The sequence below is a fragment of the Pseudarthrobacter raffinosi genome, from assembly GCF_023913835.1.
GTDB lineage: Bacteria > Actinomycetota > Actinomycetes > Actinomycetales > Micrococcaceae > Arthrobacter > Arthrobacter raffinosi.
In genome coordinates this window covers 15,408-39,420 of record NZ_JAMXBG010000009.1, presented here as the reverse complement: position 1 = coordinate 39,420, position 24,013 = coordinate 15,408, and the positions used below count along the sequence as shown (strand labels likewise).

General features: G+C 61.3%; 27 protein-coding genes. 22 read left to right on the top strand and 5 right to left on the bottom strand.

Features of this window, described 5'->3' with window-relative positions; all coding sequences use genetic code 11:
• Positions 1-88 precede the first annotated feature (88 nt).
• Positions 89-1,888, top strand: a complete 1,800-nt coding sequence (locus NG697_RS10685) for a glycosyltransferase family 39 protein (RefSeq protein WP_252614163.1) — start codon at positions 89-91, stop codon at positions 1,886-1,888.
• Positions 1,889-1,949: 61 nt separating this feature from the next.
• On the opposite strand, the gene rpsI is transcribed toward NG697_RS10685, so the two are convergent.
• Entirely contained in the window at positions 1,950-2,456 is a 507-nt protein-coding gene (rpsI, locus tag NG697_RS10680; RefSeq protein WP_056344277.1) for a 30S ribosomal protein S9, read from the bottom strand.
• Positions 2,457-2,494: 38 nt separating this feature from the next.
• On the bottom strand, positions 2,495-2,938 hold the full coding sequence (gene rplM, locus NG697_RS10675; RefSeq protein WP_058931751.1) for a 50S ribosomal protein L13: 444 nt from the start codon (positions 2,936-2,938) through the stop codon (positions 2,495-2,497).
• 339 nt (positions 2,939-3,277) lie between these two features.
• Here rplM and NG697_RS10670 point away from each other — a divergent pair, with 339 nt between their 5' ends.
• The 20 genes from NG697_RS10670 to NG697_RS10575 all read left to right on the top strand — a co-directional run bounded on the left by NG697_RS10670 (position 3,278) and on the right by NG697_RS10575 (position 19,720).
• Entirely contained in the window at positions 3,278-3,901 is a 624-nt protein-coding gene (locus NG697_RS10670; protein WP_252614162.1) for a prepilin peptidase, read from the top strand.
• A 267-nt stretch (positions 3,902-4,168) separates the two neighbouring features.
• The gene (locus NG697_RS10665) at positions 4,169-4,369 is read left to right on the top strand and encodes a Flp family type IVb pilin (protein ID WP_252614161.1); all 201 of its coding nucleotides are present in this window, start codon (positions 4,169-4,171) and stop codon (positions 4,367-4,369) included.
• Between the two features lie 167 nt (positions 4,370-4,536).
• Complete coding sequence (locus NG697_RS10660) at positions 4,537-4,737, top strand: Flp family type IVb pilin (RefSeq protein ID WP_252614159.1); 201 nt, start codon at positions 4,537-4,539, stop codon at positions 4,735-4,737.
• A gap of 77 nt (positions 4,738-4,814) precedes the next feature.
• Positions 4,815-5,204: a TadE family protein gene (locus NG697_RS10655; protein WP_252614158.1), complete on the top strand. Its 390-nt coding sequence runs from the start codon at positions 4,815-4,817 to the stop codon at positions 5,202-5,204.
• Positions 5,204-6,211 (top strand): pilus assembly protein TadG-related protein, encoded by a 1,008-nt coding sequence (locus NG697_RS10650; protein WP_252614156.1) that lies wholly within the window; start codon positions 5,204-5,206, stop codon positions 6,209-6,211. The genes NG697_RS10655 and NG697_RS10650 overlap by 1 nt, the downstream gene beginning before the upstream one ends.
• Before the next feature lie 21 nt (positions 6,212-6,232).
• Positions 6,233-7,018 (top strand): Flp pilus assembly protein CpaB, encoded by a 786-nt coding sequence (cpaB, locus tag NG697_RS10645; protein ID WP_252614154.1) that lies wholly within the window; start codon positions 6,233-6,235, stop codon positions 7,016-7,018.
• Positions 7,015-8,220, top strand: a complete 1,206-nt coding sequence (locus NG697_RS10640) for a CpaE/TadZ family protein (protein WP_252614153.1) — start codon at positions 7,015-7,017, stop codon at positions 8,218-8,220. Before cpaB (NG697_RS10645) ends, NG697_RS10640 begins: the two co-directional genes overlap by 4 nt.
• A complete protein-coding gene (locus tag NG697_RS10635; RefSeq protein ID WP_374209917.1) occupies positions 8,217-9,701 on the top strand; it encodes a TadA family conjugal transfer-associated ATPase in 1,485 nt (494 codons plus the stop codon). The genes NG697_RS10640 and NG697_RS10635 overlap by 4 nt, the downstream gene beginning before the upstream one ends.
• 2 nt (positions 9,702-9,703) lie before the next feature.
• Positions 9,704-10,654: a type II secretion system F family protein gene (locus NG697_RS10630; protein ID WP_252614152.1), complete on the top strand. Its 951-nt coding sequence runs from the start codon at positions 9,704-9,706 to the stop codon at positions 10,652-10,654.
• Positions 10,655-10,666: 12 nt separating this feature from the next.
• Positions 10,667-11,542, top strand: coding sequence for a type II secretion system F family protein (locus NG697_RS10625; protein WP_252614151.1), 876 nt, complete (start codon positions 10,667-10,669; stop codon positions 11,540-11,542).
• 7 nt (positions 11,543-11,549) lie between these two features.
• On the top strand, positions 11,550-11,765 hold the full coding sequence (locus tag NG697_RS10620) for a Flp family type IVb pilin (protein ID WP_252614150.1): 216 nt from the start codon (positions 11,550-11,552) through the stop codon (positions 11,763-11,765).
• 274 nt (positions 11,766-12,039) lie between these two features.
• Positions 12,040-12,267 (top strand): Flp family type IVb pilin, encoded by a 228-nt coding sequence (locus NG697_RS10615; protein WP_252614149.1) that lies wholly within the window; start codon positions 12,040-12,042, stop codon positions 12,265-12,267.
• A 115-nt stretch (positions 12,268-12,382) separates the two neighbouring features.
• Positions 12,383-12,772 (top strand): TadE/TadG family type IV pilus assembly protein, encoded by a 390-nt coding sequence (locus NG697_RS10610; RefSeq protein ID WP_252614147.1) that lies wholly within the window; start codon positions 12,383-12,385, stop codon positions 12,770-12,772.
• The gene (locus tag NG697_RS10605; protein WP_252614146.1) at positions 12,760-13,791 is read left to right on the top strand and encodes a pilus assembly protein TadG-related protein; all 1,032 of its coding nucleotides are present in this window, start codon (positions 12,760-12,762) and stop codon (positions 13,789-13,791) included. Before NG697_RS10610 ends, NG697_RS10605 begins: the two co-directional genes overlap by 13 nt.
• Before the next feature lie 42 nt (positions 13,792-13,833).
• Positions 13,834-14,604, top strand: coding sequence for a Flp pilus assembly protein CpaB (gene cpaB / locus NG697_RS10600; RefSeq protein WP_252614145.1), 771 nt, complete (start codon positions 13,834-13,836; stop codon positions 14,602-14,604).
• A complete protein-coding gene (locus NG697_RS10595; protein WP_252614144.1) occupies positions 14,601-15,797 on the top strand; it encodes a CpaE/TadZ family protein in 1,197 nt (398 codons plus the stop codon). The genes cpaB (NG697_RS10600) and NG697_RS10595 overlap by 4 nt, the downstream gene beginning before the upstream one ends.
• Positions 15,798-17,333, top strand: coding sequence for a TadA family conjugal transfer-associated ATPase (locus NG697_RS10590; RefSeq protein WP_252614142.1), 1,536 nt, complete (start codon positions 15,798-15,800; stop codon positions 17,331-17,333).
• 6 nt (positions 17,334-17,339) lie between these two features.
• The gene (locus tag NG697_RS10585) at positions 17,340-18,272 is read left to right on the top strand and encodes a type II secretion system F family protein (protein WP_252614140.1); all 933 of its coding nucleotides are present in this window, start codon (positions 17,340-17,342) and stop codon (positions 18,270-18,272) included.
• Between the two features lie 6 nt (positions 18,273-18,278).
• Positions 18,279-19,163 carry a type II secretion system F family protein gene (locus NG697_RS10580; protein WP_252614139.1) on the top strand — a complete coding sequence of 295 codons (885 nt, stop codon included), beginning with the start codon at positions 18,279-18,281 and terminating at the stop codon, positions 19,161-19,163.
• A 92-nt stretch (positions 19,164-19,255) separates the two neighbouring features.
• On the top strand, positions 19,256-19,720 hold the full coding sequence (locus NG697_RS10575) for an Hpt domain-containing protein (protein ID WP_252614137.1): 465 nt from the start codon (positions 19,256-19,258) through the stop codon (positions 19,718-19,720).
• A gap of 4 nt (positions 19,721-19,724) precedes the next feature.
• Here the strand turns inward: NG697_RS10575 and NG697_RS10570 are convergent, their stop codons facing one another.
• Positions 19,725-20,528, bottom strand: a complete 804-nt coding sequence (locus tag NG697_RS10570; RefSeq protein WP_252614136.1) for a response regulator transcription factor — start codon at positions 20,526-20,528, stop codon at positions 19,725-19,727.
• A gap of 254 nt (positions 20,529-20,782) precedes the next feature.
• Here NG697_RS10570 and NG697_RS10565 point away from each other — a divergent pair, with 254 nt between their 5' ends.
• Positions 20,783-22,444 (top strand): sensor histidine kinase, encoded by a 1,662-nt coding sequence (locus NG697_RS10565; RefSeq protein WP_252614135.1) that lies wholly within the window; start codon positions 20,783-20,785, stop codon positions 22,442-22,444.
• A 27-nt stretch (positions 22,445-22,471) separates the two neighbouring features.
• On the opposite strand, the gene NG697_RS10560 is transcribed toward NG697_RS10565, so the two are convergent.
• Together NG697_RS10560 and rplQ are read right to left on the bottom strand one after the other, a co-directional pair.
• Positions 22,472-23,365, bottom strand: a complete 894-nt coding sequence (locus NG697_RS10560; RefSeq protein ID WP_252614134.1) for a tRNA pseudouridine synthase A — start codon at positions 23,363-23,365, stop codon at positions 22,472-22,474.
• 31 nt (positions 23,366-23,396) lie between these two features.
• Positions 23,397-23,966 carry a 50S ribosomal protein L17 gene (gene rplQ / locus NG697_RS10555; RefSeq protein WP_252614132.1) on the bottom strand — a complete coding sequence of 190 codons (570 nt, stop codon included), beginning with the start codon at positions 23,964-23,966 and terminating at the stop codon, positions 23,397-23,399.
• Positions 23,967-24,013: the final 47 nt, after the last annotated feature.

Here is a 24,013-nt window from a genome sequence, read left to right as displayed (position 1 = left end):
CAGGCCCCGACGCGGGTGGAACAGGCTCTGGACCGGGCGCCCTCGGGATCCGGCGTGGGAACGGCCTGTCCTGCTCATCGTTCTGGCGGTGAACGCAACGCTGAACTTTTGGAATCTTGGCATCAACGGCTGGGCCAACGCCTACTACAGCGCAGCAGTCCAAGCTGGCTCCATTGACTGGAAGGCCTACTTCTTCGGGTCCCTGGACTGGGGCAATTCAATAACTGTTGATAAGCCGCCCCTGAGCCTTTGGATCATGGGCCTGTCAGCCCGGATCTTCGGGTTCTCCCCCGAAAGTATGATGGCACCTCAGGCTGCGATGGGAGTGTTGACTACATTCCTTATTTATGCGTTGCTGCGTCGGAACTTTTCAGCCCCCGCGGCCATCGGCGCTGCGGCAGTATTCTTCACCACGCCAATAATCACGCTTCTCTCCAGATACAACAACCCTGATCCTTTGATGCTGCTTCTGATGGTTGCTGCAGCCTACCTGGTGGTGCGCGCAGTGGACTCCGGCAGCATACGAACCATAGTGTGGGCAGGAACATTGCTCGGACTGGCTTTCATGACTAAGCAACTTCAGGCCTTGCTCTGTGTCCCGGCTCTGGGCGCTGCTTTTTTGCTTGCCAGCAAATCGCCCCTGTGGCATCGACTTCGTGTAGGGTTCGCGTGCCTCGCAGCCCTGCTGGTCTCCGGCGCGGCTTGGATGATCATCGTGGAGCTAATTCCACCTTCGGGCCGCCCGTATGTCGGCGGATCACCGAGCAACAGCATTATTCAGTTGACCGTCGGTTACAACGGCATAGAGCGCATAATCAGCACTCAGGAGGATCCAGTAATCCAACTGATTCCGGAAGGCTTTCGTTCAGAGAAAAGTGATGCCGGGCTGTTCCGGCTGTTCAACGCGAATTTCGCCCAAGAGGGATCGTGGCTACTCATCGTCGCGCTGCTTGCGTGCCTCATCATAGCCATGAATTGGCGGCAGTTGATGGCCGAGCCTGGCAAGTTGGCGACTGCAGTCGCAGGCGTGGGCTGGTTTCTGACTACCTACGTTTTGCTGAGCTTTATGGGTAATGAGATACATACGTATTACACCGCAGCTATGGTGCCGCCACTGACCTTAGTCATTGGCGTGGCCGTCGACGTGCTTATCAGTTGTCGGATTACCGTCGCCGCACGTCTGTCCATTTGCGTAACAGGGTTCCTAGGCTCGGCTTTTGCTGCAGCCATCTTAAACGCTGGAAGCGGTTGGCCCAACTTTATTGGACCCGCCATTGTGATTGTAGGGTGCGTCGGCTCGGTGTTGATCGCCATCAGGCCACCCTTTGGGTGGATCGATAAGGTTGCAGTTGGTCTACTTGTCTTGGCGCTTTTGGCGGCGCCGTCCGTTGTATCGGTGTACAACGCGGCTTCGCCGCATGCGGGATCCAATCCACTCTCCGGCCCGGTGACAAAAAGCGAGGTCACCATCAGCCGCTTTCTTGAAGGCGCGTCAAAAGGGGACCCATTGTGGGCGCAGGAACTGGGATTTGGGCTTGAGCCCGGTGAAGCGTTGATCGCACGTCTGAGCGGGGCCACCAACTGCCGTTGGGCTGCAGCTACGTATCCAGGGCAGACTGCGGCCAAATATCAATTGGCTGTCGGCAAGCCCATCATGTCGATATCGGGGTTCATGGGAGTGGATCCCAGCCCGACGCTGCAGCAGTTCCAGGAAGAGGTGGAGTCAGGGAATATTTGCTACCTCGTGGCGCAGCAAAGCCACTTGGACGTTCCTGGCCGAAGCTCAACATTGAAAGAAATCTCAGTTTGGGTCGAGCAGACGTTCGAGTCTGAAATCGTTGATGGAGCCGAAGTCTTCGATCTCCGGAACAAGGCGCCGGCCAGGTAATGACGCAGTACGACAGAAAGCCCGCCCCGCCAATGGCGGGACGGGCTTCCGTGCAAGCGGATTAGCGCTTCGAGTACTGCTGAGCCTTACGGGCCTTCTTGAGACCAGCCTTCTTACGCTCGATGACGCGTGCGTCACGGCGCAGGTAACCGGCCTTCTTCAGGGTGGCGCGGTTGTTCTCGGTGTCGATCTCGTTCAGTGAACGGGCGATGCCGAGGCGCAGGGCCCCAGCCTGGCCGGAGATGCCGCCACCGTGGATGCGGGCGATGACGTCGTAGGCGCCGTCAAGATCGAGGATCTTGAAGGGCTCGTTGACGTCCTGCTGGTGCAGCTTGTTCGGGAAGTAGTTGTCCAGCGCGCGGCCGTTGATGGTCCACTTGCCGGTGCCGGGGACGATGCGCACGCGGGCAACAGCTTCCTTGCGGCGGCCAACTGCGGCACCGGCAACGGTCAGTGCCGGGCGTTCCTTCTTCGGCGCCTCTGCTTCCGCAGGACCGCTCTCCGAGGTGTAGCTGGTCGGGTTTTCCTCAGCCACAACGGCCTCGGTGGTCTCTTCGTTCTGAGCCACGATTCTCCTTGTATAGATAAGTTGTTTGGTGGCCAGGACTACTGGGCGACCTGGGAAATTTCGAACGTCTTGGGCTGCTGGGCGGCGTGCGGGTGCTCTGCACCGCGGTACACCTTCAGCTTGCCCAGCTGCTGTGCAGCGAGGGAGTTCTTCGGAAGCATGCCCTTGATGGCCTTCTCAACGGCGCGGACCGGGTTGGACTCCAGGAGTTCCGCGTAGTTGACGGAGGTCAGGCCGCCCGGGTAGCCGGAGTGGCGGTATGCGCGCTTCTGCTCCAGCTTGGCGCCGGTCAGGGCTACCTTCTCAGCGTTGATGATGATGACGAAGTCGCCCATGTCCATGTGGGACGCAAAGGTGGCCTTGTGCTTGCCGCGCAGCAGGATTGCGGTCTGGCTCGCGAGACGACCAAGGACAACGTCTGTGGCGTCAATGACGTGCCACTGGCGGTTGATATCGCCGGGCTTCGGGGTGTACGTACGCACGGTTTTTGCCTCGTTCTTGTTCTGGCGTTCTTGTTTAGGTGTCACTCAAGCGTGTGCACCTACTATCTATGCGCTACCGGAACAGAGGTGAGGGCTCCATGTAACCAGTCATCCTGAAGTCCCGAATGTGCCCTTTGAGTAGTTATCCTGCAACCGGATTCTCAAGCGGGCACGCATCATCGAGAAAGGACACGCACAACGACTACCAATGTTAGCTTGAACCGGGCCTCAGGGTCAAAATGGGGTAGCCGGACACTCATCCATTAGTCTGCCGGCCCGACGTAAGCAGGGGATGCAGTGACTTCTTGGGGCGCCGCCGGCTCAGCAGGACCACTGTTCGTGGCCGCCATCGGTCTCTTGGGACTCATTCTCTCACCGTTAGCTGAGCTGCTTATTGCCAGACTGCTCCCCCGCGTCGGCCCGCTGCCTGGCGTGCGCACAAGGATGACGACGGCGGCTGTCACCGCAGCGGTCTGCATCGCCTTTGCGCTCCGGTTCGGGAATGACGCGCAGCTGCCGGCATTTATGCTTCTCGCCATACTGGGAATCCAGCTGGCACGAATTGATATTTCACTTCATCTGCTGCCGAATCAGCTGGTATTGGCCCTTCTATTCGGCGGCCTCATTCTCCTTTCGGCATCTACGATTGCTGGGGAACCCTGGAGCGACGTCGTTCGAGCCGTGGCCGGCGGTGCAATCCTGTTCGTCATCTACCTGATTCTGGGCCTAATCTCTCCTCAGGGCATCGGAATGGGAGACGTAAAGCTGGCGGGCCCGGTCGGCCTCTACTTGGGGTACTTGGGCTGGAGCCACTTGCTCTACGGCGGCCTGCTTGGCTTCATTCTTGGAGGAATTGCGTCCGCCCTGATGCTGAGGTTGAAGCGGGCCAATAGGCCGACAGAAGTGGCCTTCGGCCCATCAATGCTTGCAACGACAGTTGCACTCTCCCTCGTCTCAGGTTGAGCTGACCCGGACTCCGGGATGCTCCCGGGCGGACCACAACGGACCGCCCCAAGTACTGACACAAGCCAAAAACTGAGTACTCGAAATCGGTCGTCGCGTACGCCCGAACAATAGCCAGCAAAAAGTCGAGTACCACTACGCATTGTTGGCCCTGTGCCGCGGTGCAATTCTTTAGCTAGCGAAAGTCCAGCAGCTAAGGAATCATGGGGGCCGCTGGAAATTCGTTGAAATAATCCACATCAATTTCACCGAATTAAGGAATCCAAAATGACTGCACTCATGGTCTCCGTTCTTGCCTTTGTTTCCGGAGTCAAGGACCGCTTCAGCTCAGAAAAAGGCGCAACTGCGACGGAGTACTCGCTCCTCGTTGCGTTCATCGCCTTGCTCATCATCATTGGCGTTACCGCCTTCGGCACCGCGCTCAACAACTGGTTCTCAACCCTCGGATCTCGAGTCGGAACCTGGTAAAAAACACACACCCGAAGTGTGCCGGGTCAGTTCACTTGGGATAAGGCACGGCACACTTCGGCTCACGCAGTGCCCAGGATCAAACCCCGCGCTGCAACCAATCGATCGACTGGGGCGATTGACCGACACTACGCATCGGCACCAATTTCACTGAAAAAGGAACTCAAATGACTGCACTAATGGCCTCCTTGCTCGCCTTCGTTGCCGGCATCAAGGAACGTACCGCATCTGAAAAGGGCGCTACCGCCACTGAATATTCACTTCTCGTTGCGTTCATTGCATTGCTCATCATTATTGGCGTGACCGCCTTCGGTACCGCTCTGAACAACTGGTTCTCGACTCTTGGCTCCACAGTCGGTACCTGGTAGTCGAAACCTTCCGCAAGTGTGCCGTGCCTGAGTGCACGGCACACTTCGAAACTTTCCAACCATCCTCGGGGGATCCGTTGAAGAAGACCTGCAAGGAAAGCACGGACCACAAGAGCCGTGGCGCCGTCGCCGTCGAGTTTGCCTTGGTTGCGCCTCTGCTGCTGGCTCTCATCACTGGGATCGTCGAATTCGCTCACGCCTACAACGCCCAGATCTCTGTGACGCAGGCGGCCCGCGAAGCAGCTCGGACGATGGCCGTTAAGAACAATCAAACGGATGCAAAGGCGGCGGCAGTGGCGGGGGCACCCGGACTTACTGGATCCTTCGGGTACACATTCGCGCCCGCTGCTTGCACCCCGAATACCACCATGAAAGTAACCATCACCTACACGTCGGCAACAATGACCGGGCTGTTTGGAAGTTCAGTGACCCTTACCGGAGTAGGAGCCATGCGATGCGGCGGATAGTGACTGACCCTGAATCGCCAGAACGTGGAGCGGCCGGCGTCCTGGTGGCGCTCATGATGCTGGCAATGATTGGGGCAGGCGCCCTGGCAGTCGATGTCGGGCAGATCTATGCTGAGCGGGCCCAGCTCCAGAACGCTGCTGATGCCGGCGCCTTGGCCGGAATGGATCTTTGCAAAGACGCGGGCGGCTGCACTCAGACCGACGCGGAGGCCCTGGCGGCTGCGCTCGCCAACAGCAACTCCAACGACACCAAGTCGACAGTTCAGTCCGTGGACCTGTCGGTGCCGGGCGAGGTCTCGGTAACAACATCAACAAAGGACGGAACCACGAATGCCGGCTTCCTCAGCAAGATGTTCGCGAGCGTCCTGGATGCTCCGGCGGCCACTGTGGGCGCCACTGCCACTGCCAAGTGGCTCTATCCCACCAAGGGCATCACAGTTCTTCCATTGACCTTCGCTACGTGCGAATTCAACGAAGACGGGATGCCCCACAAAATCCTCACTCAAGGTGGTGGGGGTGGCGCCCAGGACTGCAACGGGCTAAATCCGTCAAACCAGATCATTCCCGGTGGCTTCGCTTGGCTACAGCCCGATGGAAACGTCGGCTGCAAGGTGACGGCCGAGGTTGGCCAGTGGAGCCTCACCAGCGCTGGCGGGGCCGTTCCCAACGGTTGCATGGACCTCTTTAACCCGGCTCTCAATCCCACACTGGCCAATTCGACCGTCGCCCTGCCGGTATACAAGTACACCTGCAAGGGAATGCCCGCAGCGCAGTTCGGCTCATGCAACGGCAGCAGCGTGCAGTACTACATCGAAAAATGGGCAGGCTTCAAGCTCCAGGCATGGAGCTTTACCGGTCAGGCCAAGTATGACCCGACCAGCGTCTTCTCCGGGAGTCAGAAAGGCCTCTACGGAACCTTTGTTGGGTATTCCGCAGATCCGGGCCTCTTCACCGGAGGCTCAACCACACCCACCGGCAACGTCGTTGTCATCGGGCTGATCAAGTAAGAAATTATCTAAGGGGAGAAATTGAAAACACGCCTACTGGGAGGCATCGCCGCGCTACTCGTTGCAATAATCGGCACAGTCCTGCTCATCACATATGTTCAAAGCGCAGATCAACGGGCAATGGCGGGCACGGAGACCACTGAAGTCTACGTGGTTCAGAAAGCCATCCCCGCCGGAACACCCGGCAGCGAACTCGGCGACTCCATCGCCAAAAAACCGCTCCCGAAGTCCACCCTGACCGAAGGCACGGTCACCAATGTTGAGGATCTCGGTACGAAGGTTACCGCCGTCTCATTGGTCCCGGGTGAGCAACTCCTCAACAGCCGGATGGTGGATGCCGATTCGTTCCTGGGGCCCTCAAGGGTCGCGGTACCGGACGGGATGCAGGAGATCTCGATCAAATTGCCCATCGAGCGCGTGGTTGGGGGCAAGATCACCGCAGGCGACACAGTCGGCATCTTCATATCGCTCCAGGAGACCTCCACCAACGGTTCAGGCGACACGTCAACCCAGTCGGCCGGCACGCAGCTCACCTTCCACAAGGTCCTGGTCACGGCGGCCCAGTTCAGCAACGGCACCGCCGCGCAGCCGGATGCTGCGCAAGGAAACCAATCCGAGGGCTCGCTGAACTCCGATAAGAACAGCCAAAGCGACGGCACGTACCTCATTACGGTCGCCCGCAACTCAGTCGAAGCTGAGCGGCTGGTCTACGCAGTGGAATTCGGCAAAATCTATCTGTCCAAGGAACCAGCTGAAGCCAGCGAAGGAAACACCGGCGTCGTGGATAAGACGAAGGTGTTCCGATGAGCCGGTTTGTTCTCATCACGCCGAACTCCGATTTCGAACGCCGCGTCCGGATGGCCACCTCCGGGATGCCAGGGTCCTTACAGTACTTCCAGGCCGATTACCTCCCTCAAGGTCCCGAGGAGGTCCTCAAGCAGCTCCTGGGGGAACCCCCCGAGGTTTTCATCCTGGGGCCAGGATTGCCGGAGGATGACGCCCTGAAATTCGCTTCAGTCATGGATCTCCAGTACCCCGAGATAAGCATGATTCTGGTCGCCGGAGAGTCGTCGAATATCGCTATCCAAGCCATGCGGGCGGGCATCAGGGATCTCCTGGACCCGGCAGCGGAAATCGCTCATATCCGGATCATCGTGGAGCGGGCCAGCCTCGCTTCAGCGGGTCGTCGCCGCGGCCTCGCGCCGAGCAGCTCAGAACACCACGAACACGCCGAGGGCGGACGCATTATAGCCGTCATCTCCCCGAAAGGTGGCGTGGGCAAGACCACCGTTGCGACCAACATCGCCGTTGGCTTAGGCCAATTCGCCCCCATGGGCGTAGTGATTGTGGATCTCGACCTCCAGTTTGGCGATGTTGCCAGTGGCCTCATGCTGGAACCGGAGTACACCATCACTGATGCAGTGGTGGGTGCCGCCAGCCAGGACTCAATGGTTCTCAAGACCTACCTCAGCGTGCACTCGGCGGGGATTTATGCCCTTTGCGCGCCGAGGAATCCTGTGGAAATGGATCGGATCACGGGTGAGAACGTGAGCCACCTCCTGAGCCAATTGCGACAGGAATTCCAGTACGTAGTGGTTGACACTGCCCCAGGGCTGGGCGAACACGTTCTTGCAACCCTGGATCTGGCCTCGGACGCAGTGTGGATCTGCGGGATGGACATTCCAAGTATCCGAGGCCTCCGCACCGGCAGCCAGATCCTTGCCGAACTGAATCTCCTGCCAGAACGCCGGCACGTAGTACTCAACATGGCTGACCGCCGCACAGGCTTGACGCTGCAGGACGTGGAAGCAACTATCGGGGCGCCGGTCGATGTAGTGCTGCCGCGGTCACGAAGTCTTCCATTCTCCACCAACAAGGGTGTTCCGGTCCTTCAGGACGGCGGCCGGGACCCCGCGGCAAAAGGACTCCGGCAGCTCGTGGACCGTTTCAAACCCAATTGGGAAGCCAGACCTCATAAGAAATTGCACCGAAGGGCGGTAGTCCAGTGAACCTCTCACGCAGGCTCGAGAAAGTGCGCGGCACGGAACCACCAGCAGCCCTCGTTGAAGCGATACCGCCGAACCCGTTCACAGCTTCGGCAGGCCCCGCTGAGCCAGTGACGCTTGGCCGCATCCACGAGGCAAAGACGGCAGAGACCGCCAATGCCGTGGACCAGGTTGAACTGACGCAGACGGCGGCGGTTGCCAGCGGCGCGCTCAGCGCCCTCAAGGAGCGCGCCAGCCAGGCGCTTTACGAACGCCTCGGCGCGCGTATCACTGACTCTTCACTTGAGGAGGCAGAACTCCATCAATATGTGAAGGACGAACTCAAGATCGTCGTCGACGAGGAACAAGTCCCGTTGTCATCGACGGAACGTCAGAGGCTGATCCGCGAGATCATCGACGATGTGCTGGGCCACGGCCCAATCCAGCGGTTTCTCGACGACCCCTCCGTCACCGAAGTCATGGTGAACCGCTTTGACCAGGTGTATGTGGAACGCGACGGCAAGCTCTTCATGACAGACACGAAGTTCGCATCAGACGATGCGCTGCGCCGCGTCATTGAACGGATTGTTTCCAAGGTTGGACGTCGAATCGACGAATCATCGCCGCTCGTTGATGCCCGGCTGGCAGACGGTTCCCGTGTCAACGCGATCATTCCTCCGTTGGCGGTAAACGGACCCGCGCTCACCATCCGAAAATTCGGGCGCGATGCATTGACTGTCCAGAAACTGATCGCGTACGGCAGTCTTTCCCCGGAGATGGCTGAGCTGCTCCAGGCATGTGTCCTGGCGCGCATGAACATCATCGTCTCCGGAGGTACGGGCACTGGCAAAACCACTTTGCTCAATGCCCTATCTTCCTTCATTCCGGATTCGGACCGCATCGTGACAATTGAGGACGCGGTTGAGCTCCAACTGCAGCAGGACCACGTAGTGAGGTTGGAGAGCCGGCCGCCAAACATCGAAGGCAAAGGCGAAGTTGCCATCCGGGACCTCGTCCGGAACTCCCTCCGAATGCGTCCTGACCGCATTGTCGTGGGCGAAGTCCGCGGCGGTGAATGTCTGGACATGCTCCAGGCAATGAACACCGGACACGACGGATCGCTTTCCACCGTCCACGCTAACTCCCCCAGGGATGCCATCGCGCGTCTGGAGACTCTGGTGCTGATGGCTGGCATGGACATTCCACTCCGGGCAGTCCGTGAACAGGTGGCCTCCGCTGTGAACCTCATCGTCCACATCTCCAGGCTACGGGACGGTACCCGCCGGGTTACGCACATCACGGAAGTCCAGGGAATGGAAGGTGAAATCGTCACCCTGCAGGACGCCTTCGTCTTCGACTATTCGGCTGGTGTGGACGCCAACGGCCGGTTCCTCGGCAAGCCGATCCCCACCGGTGTGAGGCCGCGCTTCACGGACAGGTTCGTCGAGCTTGGTATCAAGATCTCACCCCACGTTTTCGGGGCCCAGCCGGTAAGGGGTCGGTAGTCATGGCCACAGACCTGCCTCTGGGCATATTGATGGCCGGGCTTTTCCTGATTTACCTCTCCCTCGGCCTGGTATTCGGAGTGGTCCTGAAGGGCAGGGCAGGTGTTCCCCTCTCAAGAAGACGCCCTGACGCCGTGCATTACACTTCCAGTCTGACCCGGCTGACAGACCAGGCTGTGGGAGCGCTCAACCGTAGCCTCAAGAAGCGTCCCACGGGCATACTCAGCCGCGAAAGATTGGAGCAGGCTGGCCTCAACAAGGAACCTGGCGACTACCTTTTGATGGCTGGGGCGGTCACGCTGGTGGCCACGGTTATGGGCTTCTTCCTTGGCGGCCTGGGCATCAGCATCCTGTCGTTGCTCCTGGCCCCGTTCCTGCTGTATCTCCTCCTGAATATGCTCATCTCGCGCCGTCGCCGGAAGTTCGACGACCAGGTGCCGGACACCCTCCAGATGTTCGCCGGTGGCCTCCGCGCCGGCCATAGCCTCCTGAGGGCCATCGATGCGGCTGCGCAGGAGAACGAGGGACCGATGGCCGAGGAACTGAGCCGAGTTGTCAATGAAACCAGAATCGGCCGCGATTTGGGAGAATCGTTAGCCGATGTGGCCCGCAGAACTGCCAGCGAAGACTTCTACTGGATCGCCCAAGCAATCGAGATCCACAGGGAAGTAGGCGGCGATCTCGCCGAAGTCCTCGACCACGTGGGCGAAACAATCCGGGATCGGAATCAAGTCCGAGGCCAAGTCCGGGCGCTGAGTGCCGAGGGCCGTATTTCGGCGCTCGTCCTGATGGCATTGCCAATTCTGATGTTTATCGGCCTGGTGATCTTTAATCCGACTTACGCTCGCGTATTCACCACCACGGTTGTCGGTTTCGTCATGGTTGGCGCAGCCATCCTCCTTCTGTCCATCGGCGGGCTTTGGCTCAGCCGCATCATTAAGCCGAAATACTAGGGGGCGGAAGAAATGCAACCCATAGCGCTGGCGGCCATCCTGGCCATAGTTCTCCCGATTTCCGGCATGATCTGGCTTGCATTCACGGGAGACCGGGCAGGGCTCCGCAATATTCAAGCCAATCTCGGCAGGCGGCCGAACCAGGCCGTCCAATCCTTAAATGTCAATGAGCGGGTTACTGCCCTTTCCCGCCGTGTGACCCCCCACAGCTACGAAGCGTGGCTTGACAAGCAGTTGGCAGGAGCTGGGCGGCCCAAGCAATGGCCGCTGGCCCGAGTCATCATGGTCAAGCCCATGCTCGCCTTCGGCGGAGCGATGCTGGGGCTGCTCGTGTTCCTGGGAGCACCTTCCGCCGGACGGTTCATGCTCTGCATCGGTATCGCCGCATTGTGTTACTTCGTCCCGGACATTCTCATTCGCAACCGGGCGCAGAAGCGCCGTGAGGAAATCAGGTTGGAACTGCCCAATGCACTGGACCAGATGCTGATCTCGGTTCAGGCCGGCCTCGGTTTCGAGACTGCAATGGGCCGTGCCGGTGAAAACGGCCGGGGACCGCTCGCCGATGAGCTGATCAGGACGCTGCAGGACATCCAGGTTGGCCGGTCCCGGAAGGAAGCCTATCTGGCGCTGTCAGAGAGGGTGGATGTTCCGGATGTACGCAGCTTCATCCGGGCAGTCGTCCAAGCAGACACCTACGGCATTGCCATTGCGGGCGTGCTCAAGATGCAAGCCAAGGATATGCGCATCAAGCGGCGGCAGCGGGCGGAAGAGCATGCAATGAAGATGCCCGTCAAGATGCTGTTTCCACTGATTTTCTTCATCTTGCCCACGTTGTTTATCGTCTTGCTGGGGCCAGCCGTGCTCCAGATCATGGCCGCTTTTTCTTAGGGGATCTATGTTCCGTCAGCTCACCAGCCAGTTCGCACGGCTCGCCAGCACACTCAGGGCTCTGGGTTACGACCAACGCGGAGCCACCTCCACGGAGTACGGGATCCTGCTTTCGTTCCTGGCTCTGGCAATCATCCTGGGCGTGACGGCCTTCGGCCAGGCTCTCAACGTCCACTACCTGGGTATGACCACCGCCCTCAAGACCGCTCTCGGAATGCCATAGCCTGACATCACAGCCAGCACCTCACCGCGCCACGGCGCCCCAAATACCGGACCCCCTCGGCACCCAGAACCGAGGGGGTCCGTTTGCGTGTCCGACTAAACACCATTTCGCAGCATTAGCACAGGACTTACAAAGGGAAAGGCAAGGAAAGGCGCAACCGAAGAAGTCTTGGCGCAGGATGCTGCAAGTTCTCATCAACATTGCATCAAGAGTTGCTAGTTTCGTGGTTGAGCTGGTGCAGGACCAGCCACCCAAAACTCGCTCAGGAGTCCCCATGCTTTCTCTCCACACCAACCTCATGATCCGCCTTCGCAGTGAAGAAAAGGGCGCCACCGCCGTCGAATACGGCATCATGGTCGCGCTCATCGCAGTCGTCATCATCGTCGCTGTGACCCTCCTCGGCACGACCCTTACCGAAACCTTCAACGGCGTTGCTTGCAGCGTCAAGGGCGGTGCTTACACGGCAGCCACTGCAACAGTTGCCGGCAGCTGCTCCAAGTAAGGCCCCTCGCCTGATCTCCTGTGGCGCCCAGCACAACGTGAGAGTGGCGGCGGCATTCAGCCGCCGCCACTCAGCTTTTCCCCCGCCATAGCAATACGACCGAAGGGCTACCCACATGTCACGGGCATCCGAGCGTGGAGCCGTCGCGGTCGAGTTTGCGATCGTGGCGCCCCTCTTGGTCATGCTGCTCCTGGGCATCATGGAGTTCAGCCGGGCGTACAACGCCCAGGCCTCACTCTCAGCCGCCGCTCGTGAAGGGGTCCGGGTCATGGCCATATCTGGCATTCAGTCGGATGCCCGGACTGCGGCCAAGAACACGGCGATAGCGCTTCAGCCATCGTTGGTGGACACAAATATCGCCTTCAAGAATCTCGATACGGGCACCGCCACCTGCGCACCGGGCAACCGTATGACAATCACCATCACCTACAGCCTGTCCACCATGACAGGAATAGCCGGCCCGTTCGCGATGACTGGAAAGGGCGCCATGCTATGCGGCGGCTGACTCCATCGAAGCGAAAGAACGACGGCGAACGCGGCGCCGTGAGCGTCATCGTCGCCTTCATGCTCGTGGCTCTTTTGGGGTTCGGCGCCATCGCCGTGGATGTGAGCATGCTCTACGCCGAACGGACACAGCTCCGCAACGGAGCCGACGCTGCCGCACTGGCCATTGCACAAAGATGCGCCGCGAGCGCCAGCGATCCGGGCTGCTCCGCAACGTCTACCCTCGCTGCATCCCTCACCAGCAGCAACGCCAACGATGGCCTCAGCAACATCAAGTCCACGGTCCTGGACACATCCGCCCGGACGGTAACCGTGACGGCGTCTGCGCAGGAAGCCGGCCATTCCCCCAACGAGGTTTCCCTCTTCTTCGCACGGACCCTGGGCATGAACACTGCCGAGGTCAACGCCCCGGCAACGGTCAAGTGGGGCAGCCCCATCAAAGGACCCACGCCCTTTCCCGTCACCGTGTCCATCTGCCAGGTCCGCGACAGCACGAACGTGATGCAGCTCCTTCAGTTGCATGGAAAGAACGCCAACGCCGACTGCAATTACGGTCCGTCCGGCGCAGCAGTGGAGGGCGGCTTCGGCGGCCTCAAGCAGGATCCCGGCGAGTGTGGCGCCATCATCGATATCGCGACCAGCACTGCGGGCGGCGACACCGGTAACAATGCCCCACCCCACTGCGAAGCCACCCTGAACGCGTGGGCTGCGGACATGAACGCGGGAAAGGACGTCGTCATCCTGCTGCCAATCTTCAACAAAGTGACCGGCTCCGGAACGAATGCCGTTTTCAAGCTCACAACCTTCGCCGCATTCAGAGTGGCTGGGTGGAAGGTCGGCAACACCGGCCTCCCCTACACCTTCCGCAACCGGGCGCCGGACGTCCCCGCAGCCCTTGAATGCCGGGAACCATGCCGCGGCATCATCGGCACGTTCGTCAGGCACGTCTCCTTGGCAGCCGGATACACCCTAGGCCCCATAAACCCGGACGGTGCCACCGTCGTAGCGCTCAGCAATTAGTCCATAGAACACCATGATTTTTGATACACACAGGAGCACTCAGTGAAGTCACGTTTGTTGGCAGGTGTGGTGGCAGTCCTGTTGGCCATTGTCGGAGCGGTCATCGTTGTCAGCTACGCCCAGGGCGCAGACCAGCGTGCAGTCAGCGGTCTGGACCCCGTGGGAGTCCTCGTTGTTACCACAGCAGTGCCCGCGGGCTCCTCGGCGGAGACGTTGAAAGCTTCGGTTGCCCTCAAGGAGCTGCCTGGCACCGCCGTCGCAAAAACAGCGCTGAACACCCTGGACGGAGCGGTTGGGAAGGTAACTGCCGCAGACCTGGTCCCCGGTGAGCAGCTTCTGGCTGAACGCCTGGTTTCCCCCGAAGAATTGAAGACCTCTGGCTCCGTGCCCGTGCCTGAAGGCCTGCAGGAAGTCACTTTCCAGCTTGAACCTCAGCGCGTTGTAGGCGGCCGGCTGGCACCCGGAGACACCGTAGGCATCTTCATCTCCCTGCCCAACGGCGGGCTCGAGGCAAAGGCGGACAAGGAAACGGTCCAGCTCTCGATTCACAAAGCCCTGGTCACGGCAGTCCAGCGGGCGCCAGAAGCAACAGCCGCAAAACCCACGCCCGCAGCAACCGACCCCGCCCAGCCCAACCCGCAGGACGTGAACCTACCCACTGGGATGCTCATGGTCACGGTAGCCGTAAACGACGTGAACTCAAGCAAGATCGTTTTCGCGGCCGAATACGCCTCCATTTGGCTCAGCCGGGAACCCCTCGACGCGCAGGACGGCGGACCCCGCGTTATGACCCGGCAGGACCTCTACAAATGAGCCGCTTCGTTCTCATCACCCCTGATACCGGCTTCGATGCCCGGCTCCGCGAGGCAGTGGCTGGCGGCCTACACGGCGGCGTGCAAACCTTCGCCACGAGTTCGCTCCCCGCTGACCCACAGCAGCTCTTCGCGAGCCTGGACCAGGAACAGCCGGAGGTCCTGATCCTGGGGCCCGAAGTTCCTTTGGACGACGCACTACGTTTCGCTACTGTCCTGAGCGTCAGTTTTCCGGAGCTCGCCGTGATTGTGGTCGCCGAACCCGAACCCGAATTCCTTCTGCACGCCATGCGGGCAGGCATCACCGACATCGCCGCCCCCGGTTCGGACGCCGCCCAACTGCGGGTCCTCTTGGAGCGCGCCAGCCAGACGTACGCCAGCCGCCACCGCACACTTGCACCCCAGCAGGTCGCTGAAAGCAACAAGGGCCTGGTAATCGGCGTCTTCTCGCCCAAAGGCGGCGTGGGTAAAACCACCATCGCCACCAACATCGCCATCGGGCTGGGCAAAATCGCTCCCATGAGCGTCGTGATCGTCGACCTGGATCTCCAGTTCGGAGATGTCGCTTCCGGGCTGTACTTGGACCCAGCGCACACCGTGACGGATGCAGTGTCTCCCGCCGCGAGCCAGGATTCCCTGGTCCTCAAGGCCTTCCTCACGGTCCATCCGGGCAGCATCTATGCGCTTTGCGCTCCCACAACACCCGTGGACGCAGACCAAATTACACCGGACCAGATTGGGCGACTGATCGAACAGCTGTCAGAGCAGTTCCAGTACGTCGTCGTGGACACCGCGCCAGGACTGCCGGAAATCGGGCTCGCAGCCATGGAAAAGTGCACCGACGTGGTGTGGGTCAGCGGCATGGACATTCCGAGCGTCCGTGGATTGCGTTCGGGGCTGGACGTCCTGCGCCAGCTGGATATCCTCCCAGAGACGCGGCACGTGGTGCTGAACATGGCCGACTCCAAGACGGGACTTACCGTCCAGGACCTCGAATCCACCATCGGTGCGCCTGTTGACGTGAGTATCCCGCGTTCCCGCGCGGTGGCCCTGTCCACCAACCGCGGGGTCCCAGTGCTCCAGGAGACGGTGAAAGATCCGGCAATTAGAGGCCTCAACCAGCTCGTAGAACGCTTCAACCCGGCGTGGCGGGCAAAATCGCAGCGCAAACTGCACCGAAGGGTAGTGGTCTAAATGAAACTCTCAGAGCGCATCAGCGCCGCCCAAGCCAAAACACAGCCAATTGTCCAGCCTGCATCCGCAAAGGCGTCAGCGCCCGCGCTCCCTCAGCCGCGCCCGGAAATTTCCGCCCAGCACGTGCAGTGGTTTGACCAGCCCCCCGGACAAGGTACGACGGCGGCACCGCCCGCCGTCGTCGTTCCTGCCCACGCGCATCCGGAAGAGACGCGGTCGAAACCCCTAAAGCCCGTGGACGTTTTCGCCGCGCTCAAGGAAAGGGCCGCCACCGCTCTGTTCGAGCGCCTAGGTGCGCGGTTCAACGACTCCGGGATCACCGAACACGAACTGAAAACCTCGGCGCGGGAAGAACTGACACGCATCATTGATGCCGAGCAGGTTCCCCTTTCGGCCGAGGAGCGGACGCGCCTTGTCCAGGACGTCGCTGACGACGTCCTGGGTTACGGTCCGCTGCAGCGGCTGCTGGATGACCCCGACGTCACTGAGATCATGGTCAACCGCATGGACCAGATCTACGTGGAGCGTAAAGGCCACCTCACCCTGGCGGACTCGCGCTTCAGCTCCGAGCAGCACCTGCGCAAGGTCATCGAACGCATCGTCTCCAAGGTGGGCCGTCGCATCGACGAGTCCTCTCCCTTGGTGGATGCCCGGTTGGAGGATGGCTCGCGCGTCAACGCCGTGATCCCGCCGCTGGCCGTGGGCGGCTCCTCGCTGACCATCCGTAAATTCAGCAAGGTCCCGCTGACGGTCCGGAACCTCATCGATTTCGGCACCCTGACGCCGGAGATGGCGGAACTCCTTGACGCGTGCGTCAAGGCCAAGCTGAACATCATCGTGTCGGGCGGAACGGGCACCGGCAAGACCACCCTGCTCAACGTGCTTTCTTCCTTTCTGCCGGCCAACGAACGGATTGTCACCATCGAGGACGCCGTGGAACTGCAGATCCAGCAGGACCACGTGGTCAGGCTCGAGAGCCGGCCGCCGAACACCGAGGGCAAAGGCGAAGTGACCATCCGCGAACTGCTCCGCAACTCCCTGCGTATGCGCCCGGACCGCATTGTGGTGGGTGAGGTCCGTGGCGGCGAATCGTTGGACATGCTCCAGGCCATGAATACCGGCCACGACGGTTCCCTCTCCACGGTCCACTCCAACTCCCCGCGAGACGCTGTTGCCCGCCTGGAAACGCTGGTACTCATGGCCGGAATGGACTTGCCGCTGCGGGCCATCCGGGAGCAGATCGCATCCGCCGTGAACCTGATTGTCCAGATCTCACGCCTGCGTGACGGTTCCCGGCGGATCACCCACGTCACTGAGGTCCAAGGCATGGAAGGGGACATTGTCACCCTCCAGGACGCCTTCGTCTTCGACTACTCCGCCGGCGTTGACCAACACGGGCGCTTCCTGGGCAAACCCGTGGCCACCGGCATCCGGCCGCGCTTCATCGACCGCTTCGAGGACCTAGGAATCCATGTATCACCTTCCGTGTTCGCCACCCCTGCTGGTCCGGGTCCGGCTGGCACCGGAAAGGCTTAGGACACCATGCTGATCATCATTGGAGCCGCGCTCCTGTTCCTCGCCCCTATCATGGTGGGACTGGCTCTGGTGCTGCCGCGGACGCCCGACATCGCGCAAGACAGGCGCCGGCCCTTTGAGGCGGATCCGCCGTCGAACCTTAGCCGGTTATCGGACGCCACCGTGGGTGGCCTGGGCCGATTCCTGGGCACCAGGAACGTCCGTCTCTACAACCGCGAAGCTCTGGAAAATGCAGGACTCCGGCTGAGCCAGACTGAGTACATGGTGCTGGTCATCGCCGGCGCCACCGTGGGCGCCCTGGTTGGGCTCGTCATGGGTGTTCCTGCCATCTCCGTCCTGCTCGTTGTCCTGGCGCCGTTCGTGGGCAACCTTGTGCTGGGCTTCCGCGCCGGCAAACGGCGCGCCAAGTTCGATGAACAACTCGGCGACACCCTGCAGCTGCTCTCCGGCGGCCTGCGGGCAGGCCACAGCATCCTCCGGGCCATCGACGCCGCAGCCGCCGAATCCCAGAGCCCCACGTCGGAGGAAATGCGGCGCGTCATCACCGAGACGAGCCTTGGCCGTGACCTGCTCGCCTCACTGACTGATACCTCTGAGCGCATGCAGAACGAGGACTTCGTTTGGATTGCCCAGGCCATCCAGATCAACCGAGAAGTGGGCGGCAACCTGGCGGAGGTGCTGGACCAAGTGAATGAGACCATCCGGGAGCGTTCCGAAATTAAGGGGCACATCAAGTCCCTTGCCGCGGAGGGTAAGTTCTCGGCCTACATTCTCATTGCAATGCCGTTCGGCATCGTGATGATGCTGATGACCGTGAATCCTGGCTATATGAACTCGATGTTCACACACCCGCTCGGGTGGGGCATGATCGGTGCGTCGGTTGTGCTGATGACGATTGGCAGCCTGTGGATGCGCAAAATCATTGATCTGAAGTTCTGAGGCGACATGAGCCCGCTAGTAATTTCCTCGCTCCTGCTGGTTTCGGTTCCCGTCGGCTACCTGGCCTGGTCCATCCTGTCCGTCGACCGGAAGGCGCGGACTGCCACCGTCGCCATCCTCACCCGGGGGCGCCAAACTGCCGAAGCACCGGAGAAACAATCCGGAGGCTTCCTGGCAGGGATCGGTTACCGTGTGACTCCCCCGGCCTATGTCCGCAAGCTCGATCGCTTGCTGTCACTCGCCGGCAGGCCGCTGTCCATGCCCCTCGAAAAGGTTCTTGGTGCCAAGATAGCCCTCGGTGTTGCGGGCGCGTCCCTCGGCCTTTATCTGAGTGCAGTGGGCACCACGCCCGTCATGAAGCTCGCCGGGATCTTCCTGCTGTTCCTCGGCTATTTCATCCCGGACCTCTTGCTCTACAGCAAGGGCAAGGAACGCCAGAAGGTTATGCAGCTGGAACTGGCCAACACACTGGACCAGATGCTGATTTCCGTGGAGGCGGGTCTTGGCTTCGAAGGGGCCATGGCCCGCGCCGGCGAAAACGGCAAGGGACCGCTGGCAGAAGAGCTGGTGCGTACCTTGCAGGACATGCAGGTGGGCCGCAGCCGGCGTGAGTCGTATCAGGCACTGGCCGAGCGGACCAACATCCCGGAACTTCGGAGCTTCGTCCAGGCTGTGGTCCAGGCCGACACCTATGGCATCGCCATCAGCCGGGTCCTGCGGATCCAGGCCAAGGTGATGCGCGTAAAACGCCGCCAACGTGCCGAGGAAAAGGCCATGAAACTGCCTGTGATGATCCTCTTTCCCCTGCTGTTCTTTATTTTTCCCGTGCTCTTCATTGCCATTCTGGGGCCAGCGGTTATCAACACGGTTGTCACATTCAGCGGGAAATAGCCCCGGGATATCTGATGCAAGGATGACTCAAGGTTTCCACAGGATCTACTGAACATGGGCTCTCACATAACTACAGGAAGTAGCCTTGAAGCATGGATAGTCCACATCTCACCTCCAGCAGAGGGGGTGTCCCTGCCGAGCCGTCGGCCGCGGGGGCTGATGCGGGCGTGGGCGCTGGCCTGCCGATGAGGGGCGAAGAGCCAGCGCGCTGGGTCGAGCCGGACATCCTGGCGGAACTGGAGGCAGATCTGGACGGCCCCGAACTTGCCCTTGGATTCGCCCGCGATTACGCGTCTTTGTGGGACCAGCGCTTCAGCCGGCTGGCGGCAGCGGTCCACACCGAGGACCGCCCCATTGCTTTGGACGCCGTCATCAGCCTGCGGATCGCTTCAGCCATGGTGGGCGGGATCCGTTTGTCAGTCCTGGCTCAAGCACTGGAGGATGCCATCCGCCGCGGCGACTTCGTCCAAGGCCAGGCACTGCTGGCAACCCTGGCCGAGCACGGAGTGCGTACAGTCTCAGAACTCCAAGCGAAGTACATCCTGAAAAACGACTAACCCTTCAGTGTCCAGCCCCCGGCCAGCCCTGCAGGTCGGTCCTTGTTGGTGCGAGTCGGTAGCCCACTCCCCGCACCGTCTGAAGCCAGCGCGGTGACTGCGGATCCTCCCGGAGCTTGCGGCGAAGGTTCCCGACGTGGACTTCCACGGCCCGCTCGTCGGCCTCACTGATATACGCATCGGGCTCGTAAAGGTCACCGCGGACTGCTCGCACCAGATCGGACCGCGTACACACCGCCCCCTCGCCGCGGAGCAAAGTGTGCAGGAGGTCGAACTCGCTGCGCGTGAGTCCGAGGTTGACCTCGCCAATCACCACCGTGCGGGTCCGGTAGTTCAGAATGAGCCCGTTGTGCTGGAGAACTCCCGCGTGGGTGAAGGTCGCCGGCGCGGCCGGAGGCTCGGCCCATGCAGCTGCCTGGGGTGGACCGGTGACCTCATGGCGCGGCCTGCGCATCATGGCCGCCACCCTGGCCCGGAGTTCACGCGGCCTGAAGGGTTTGGCGATGTAGTCATCTGCCCCGGCGTTCAGGGCTGAGAGTAGGTCTGGTTCCTCGGTACGGCCCGTCAGCATAACTACATAGGCATCGCTGAAGGAGCGGATTCGCCGCAGAACCTCAAAACCGTCAATGTCCGGGAGACCGATGTCCAGCGTGACCACCTGGGCCTTGTTATGTCGTACCACTTCTACGCCCTCCCGCCCTTCGGCGGCAGTATGGACCTCAAAGCCTGCCTGGCGCAGCACTCCTTCAAGGAGGTTCCGCACATCGGCGTCGTCTTCAATTACTACAGCTACCCCAAGATCGTCCATGTCTATCCCTGTTGCCAGGTGGAAGAGGTCCCCATCAGCCCAGCGCTAATCCCCTCATCCACTCCAACTCTCTATACGGTACAAGTATGAACGGTGGATGACACGCGTTCCGGCGTTTAGTTTTGGAAAGTCAATTACCATGACAACGCAGCAGATTAGGATTCGGAGGGCTGATTACCTCAGCGTTCAGATATTCGGCTGCATCAAATCATTGGGGACGGAATGGGGACCGTCAGGAAAGTTGGAGACTCCGTATGGCTCGACGTCCCTCGCCGCGGGGAGTTGCCCTCTATTTCAGGAAGCTCGGCCCTCGCACCCAGGTGGCACTGTGCCAGCTTCCGCTGTCGCTCATTGTCGTCATCCTCGGCGTGATGACGCCCTTCACATGGCCATCGCTGCTGTCCAGCCCCCTCTACCTGGCCGGACTGGGACTGCACGCCGTCCTCTTTCTGGCATGTTTCCTGACGCCCTGGGAGCGCATGCGCCATAGTGCCTATCTGATCATTCCAGTGCTGGACCTTCTCGCAGTGGGACTCCTCCGCAACGGCGCCGCGCCGCTCCTGCCGGGACTGGCAATCCTGGTGGTGTTTCCGGTTATCTGGCTCGCCGCTTCCGGGATGCTGGTCCGTACCAGCCTTGTACTGAGCGCTCTGGGACCGCTCCTGATCATGGTTCCCTCAACAGCCCCGAAATTGCCCAACCTCACGGCTGCCGACATCACGGCGCTCATTCTTTTCCCGCTGGTGATGCTTGCTGTCTCACTCGCGATCCGTTTCGCCAGCGTCAACATGCGCGTCCAGCAGCGCGAGCTGCAAGCCATGGGCCAGGAGCTGCGGGAGCTGCTCGCCGCGAGCCGGGAACGCGAGAAACTCCTGATGACCATCCTGGACGCCACCGACGTCGGCATTGTTGCCGTAGATTCGCACGGTGACCAGCTGCTGGCCAACAACATGATGCGGCGTTGGCAGCAAACCGCCGCACCCGCCGGCGTCGTGCCTGCCGACCACGGCGAACAACGGGTCTTCGCCCAGGACAAAGTGACTCCCCTCCCGCCGGACAAGCGTCCCCTCCGGCGCGCCATTGAGGGTGAATCTTTCGCGGACTATCTCGTCTGGATCGGCGATGTCCCGCAGCAGCGCGCGGTGTCCACCGCCGCCAGGCCGTTAATGGACGACGGCGGCCGCCTCACCGGAGCGGTGGTCGTCTACAGCGACGTCACGGGGCTGGTTGAAGCCATGGCCGCGAACGAGGAACTGGTCTCGAACGTCTCCCACGAATTCCGGTCGCCGCTGAATTCCATCCTGGGCAACATCGACCTGGTGCTCGAGGACAGCGACGGACTTCCCGACGTTACGGTCCATCGGCTGGAGGTGGTCCAGCGAAACTCCGAACGGCTGCTTGCCCTGGTCTCGGACCTGACGCTCGAAGCGTCCGCCGCCCTGAACGTCCACCCGAAACGCACCGACATTTCCGGCCTGGTGGAGACCAGCATCGGCTCAGCCCAGGCACACGCGGAGCGGTCAGCCGTAGCCCTGGTGGCCGACGTGCCCTCACCGCTCTGGGCCTATGCCGACCCGCTGCGGATCGGCCAGGCACTGGACAACCTGGTGTCGAATGCCATCAAATACTCGCCCGACGGCGGCACAGTAACCATCAGCGCGGCCGGCACCGACGACTGGGTCAAGCTTGTTGTTCGGGACACCGGGATGGGCATGGCGCCGGAGGATGCGGCCAAGGTTTTCAGCCGGTTCTTCCGTGCGGAGTCTGCCCGGGACGCTGCCATTCCGGGAGCCGGCTTGGGCCTCTCCATCACCAAAACCATCCTGGAACGCCACGGCGGTGCCATCGCCTGCGCCAGTGCCCTGGGCGGCGGAAGCACGTTCACCATGACCCTGCCCGTCGAAGCCGGAGGTTGAGCCGGTCCCCGCTGGTTGAGCTCGGGCTCAGTGCTTGCGGACTGCCCTTGTCAGCTCGGCACGGGCCAGCATCTCGTCGTCTGACGGGTAGGCCACTTCTTCAAGGACCAGAGGGTGCGGGGCGGCCAGGACGGACTTGGCGTCACGCTTCTTGGCCAGCAGCCGCTCATGCAGCCACCCCGGCTCCTCGATGCCCTCCCCCACGAACAGCGCCGAACCAACCAGGGAGCGCACCATGTTGTGGCAGAAAGCATCGGCCTGGACGGTGGCCACAATAACGCCGTCCTCACCGCGGTGGAATTCGAACCGCTGCAGCTCGCGGACGGTGGTGGCACCCTCCCGCGGCTTGCAGTAGGACAGGAAGTTCTGCAGCCCCAGCAGCTGCGCTGCACCTTCGTTCAGCAGGTCCACGTCCAGGGGGCATTGGTGCCAAAGCGTGAAGTACCGTTCGAGCGGATCCCAAAGGGCAGGACCGTCCGCGATGCGGTAGCTGTAGCGCCGCCACAGCGCAGAGAAGCGGGCGTCAAACCCCACAGGCGCCAAGGACACCAGGTGAACCTCGATGGCACCGGTCAGGTCGCCCAGCCCCCTGCTGAGGGCACCGCGAATCCGCCGTTGGAACGCGACGGCGGGATCCAGTTCGTGCCCGCGCGGCAGCTCCAGCCACTCGGCCTCGGTCAGGTCCAGGTGGACCACCTGGCCGCGGGCGTGCACGCCCGCGTCGGTACGCCCCGCCACCGTGACCCGGATGGGCCGGCGGATCAACAGCGCCAGCGCCTCTTCCAGGATCCCTTGGACGGTCCGCAATCCCGGCTGCACGGCCCACCCATTGAAGGGGCCGCCGTCGTACGATAAATCAAACCGGACACGCAAAAACCCGCCGCCCCCCAAAACGGGGGCAGCGGGTTTTTGGTGGTTCATAGACATAAGTCTATGCGACGGAATTGGCGAATTACTTCGCTTCGTCCTCGTCCTTCTTCTTAGCAGCGGGAGCCTTGGCAGCCTTCTTGGCCGGAGCCTCTTCGGTTGCAGCTTCCGTCTCAGCTTCAGGAGCCTCGGGAGCTTCGGTTTCGTCAGTTTCAACAACCGGAGCTTCTTCAGCAACCGGAGCAGCCTTGGCGGCAGCCTGGGTAGCCTCGGCCACAACAGCCTGCTTGGCGGAAACCGGCTCGAGAACCAGTTCGATGACAGCCATGGGAGCGTTGTCGCCCTTGCGGTTGCCGATCTTGGTGATGCGGGTGTAGCCGCCGTCGCGGTTCTCCACTGCCTGTGCAATGTCGGTGAACAGCTCGTGGACGATGCCCTTGTTGCTGATCAGGCCGAGTACACGGCGGCGGGAAGCCAGGTCGCCACGCTTGGCGAAAGTCACCAGACGCTCGGCGTACGGCTTCAGTCGCTTGGCCTTGGTCACCGTGGTGGTGATCCGCTTGTGCTCGAACAGTGCGGCGGACAGGTTCGCGAGCATAAGACGCTCGTGAGCCGCTCCGCCTCCGAGGCGCGGACCCTTAGCGGGGGTAGGCATAATAGTTTCTCCTCATATGGAAGCCAGTGGGCTGCGCACACCGTGGT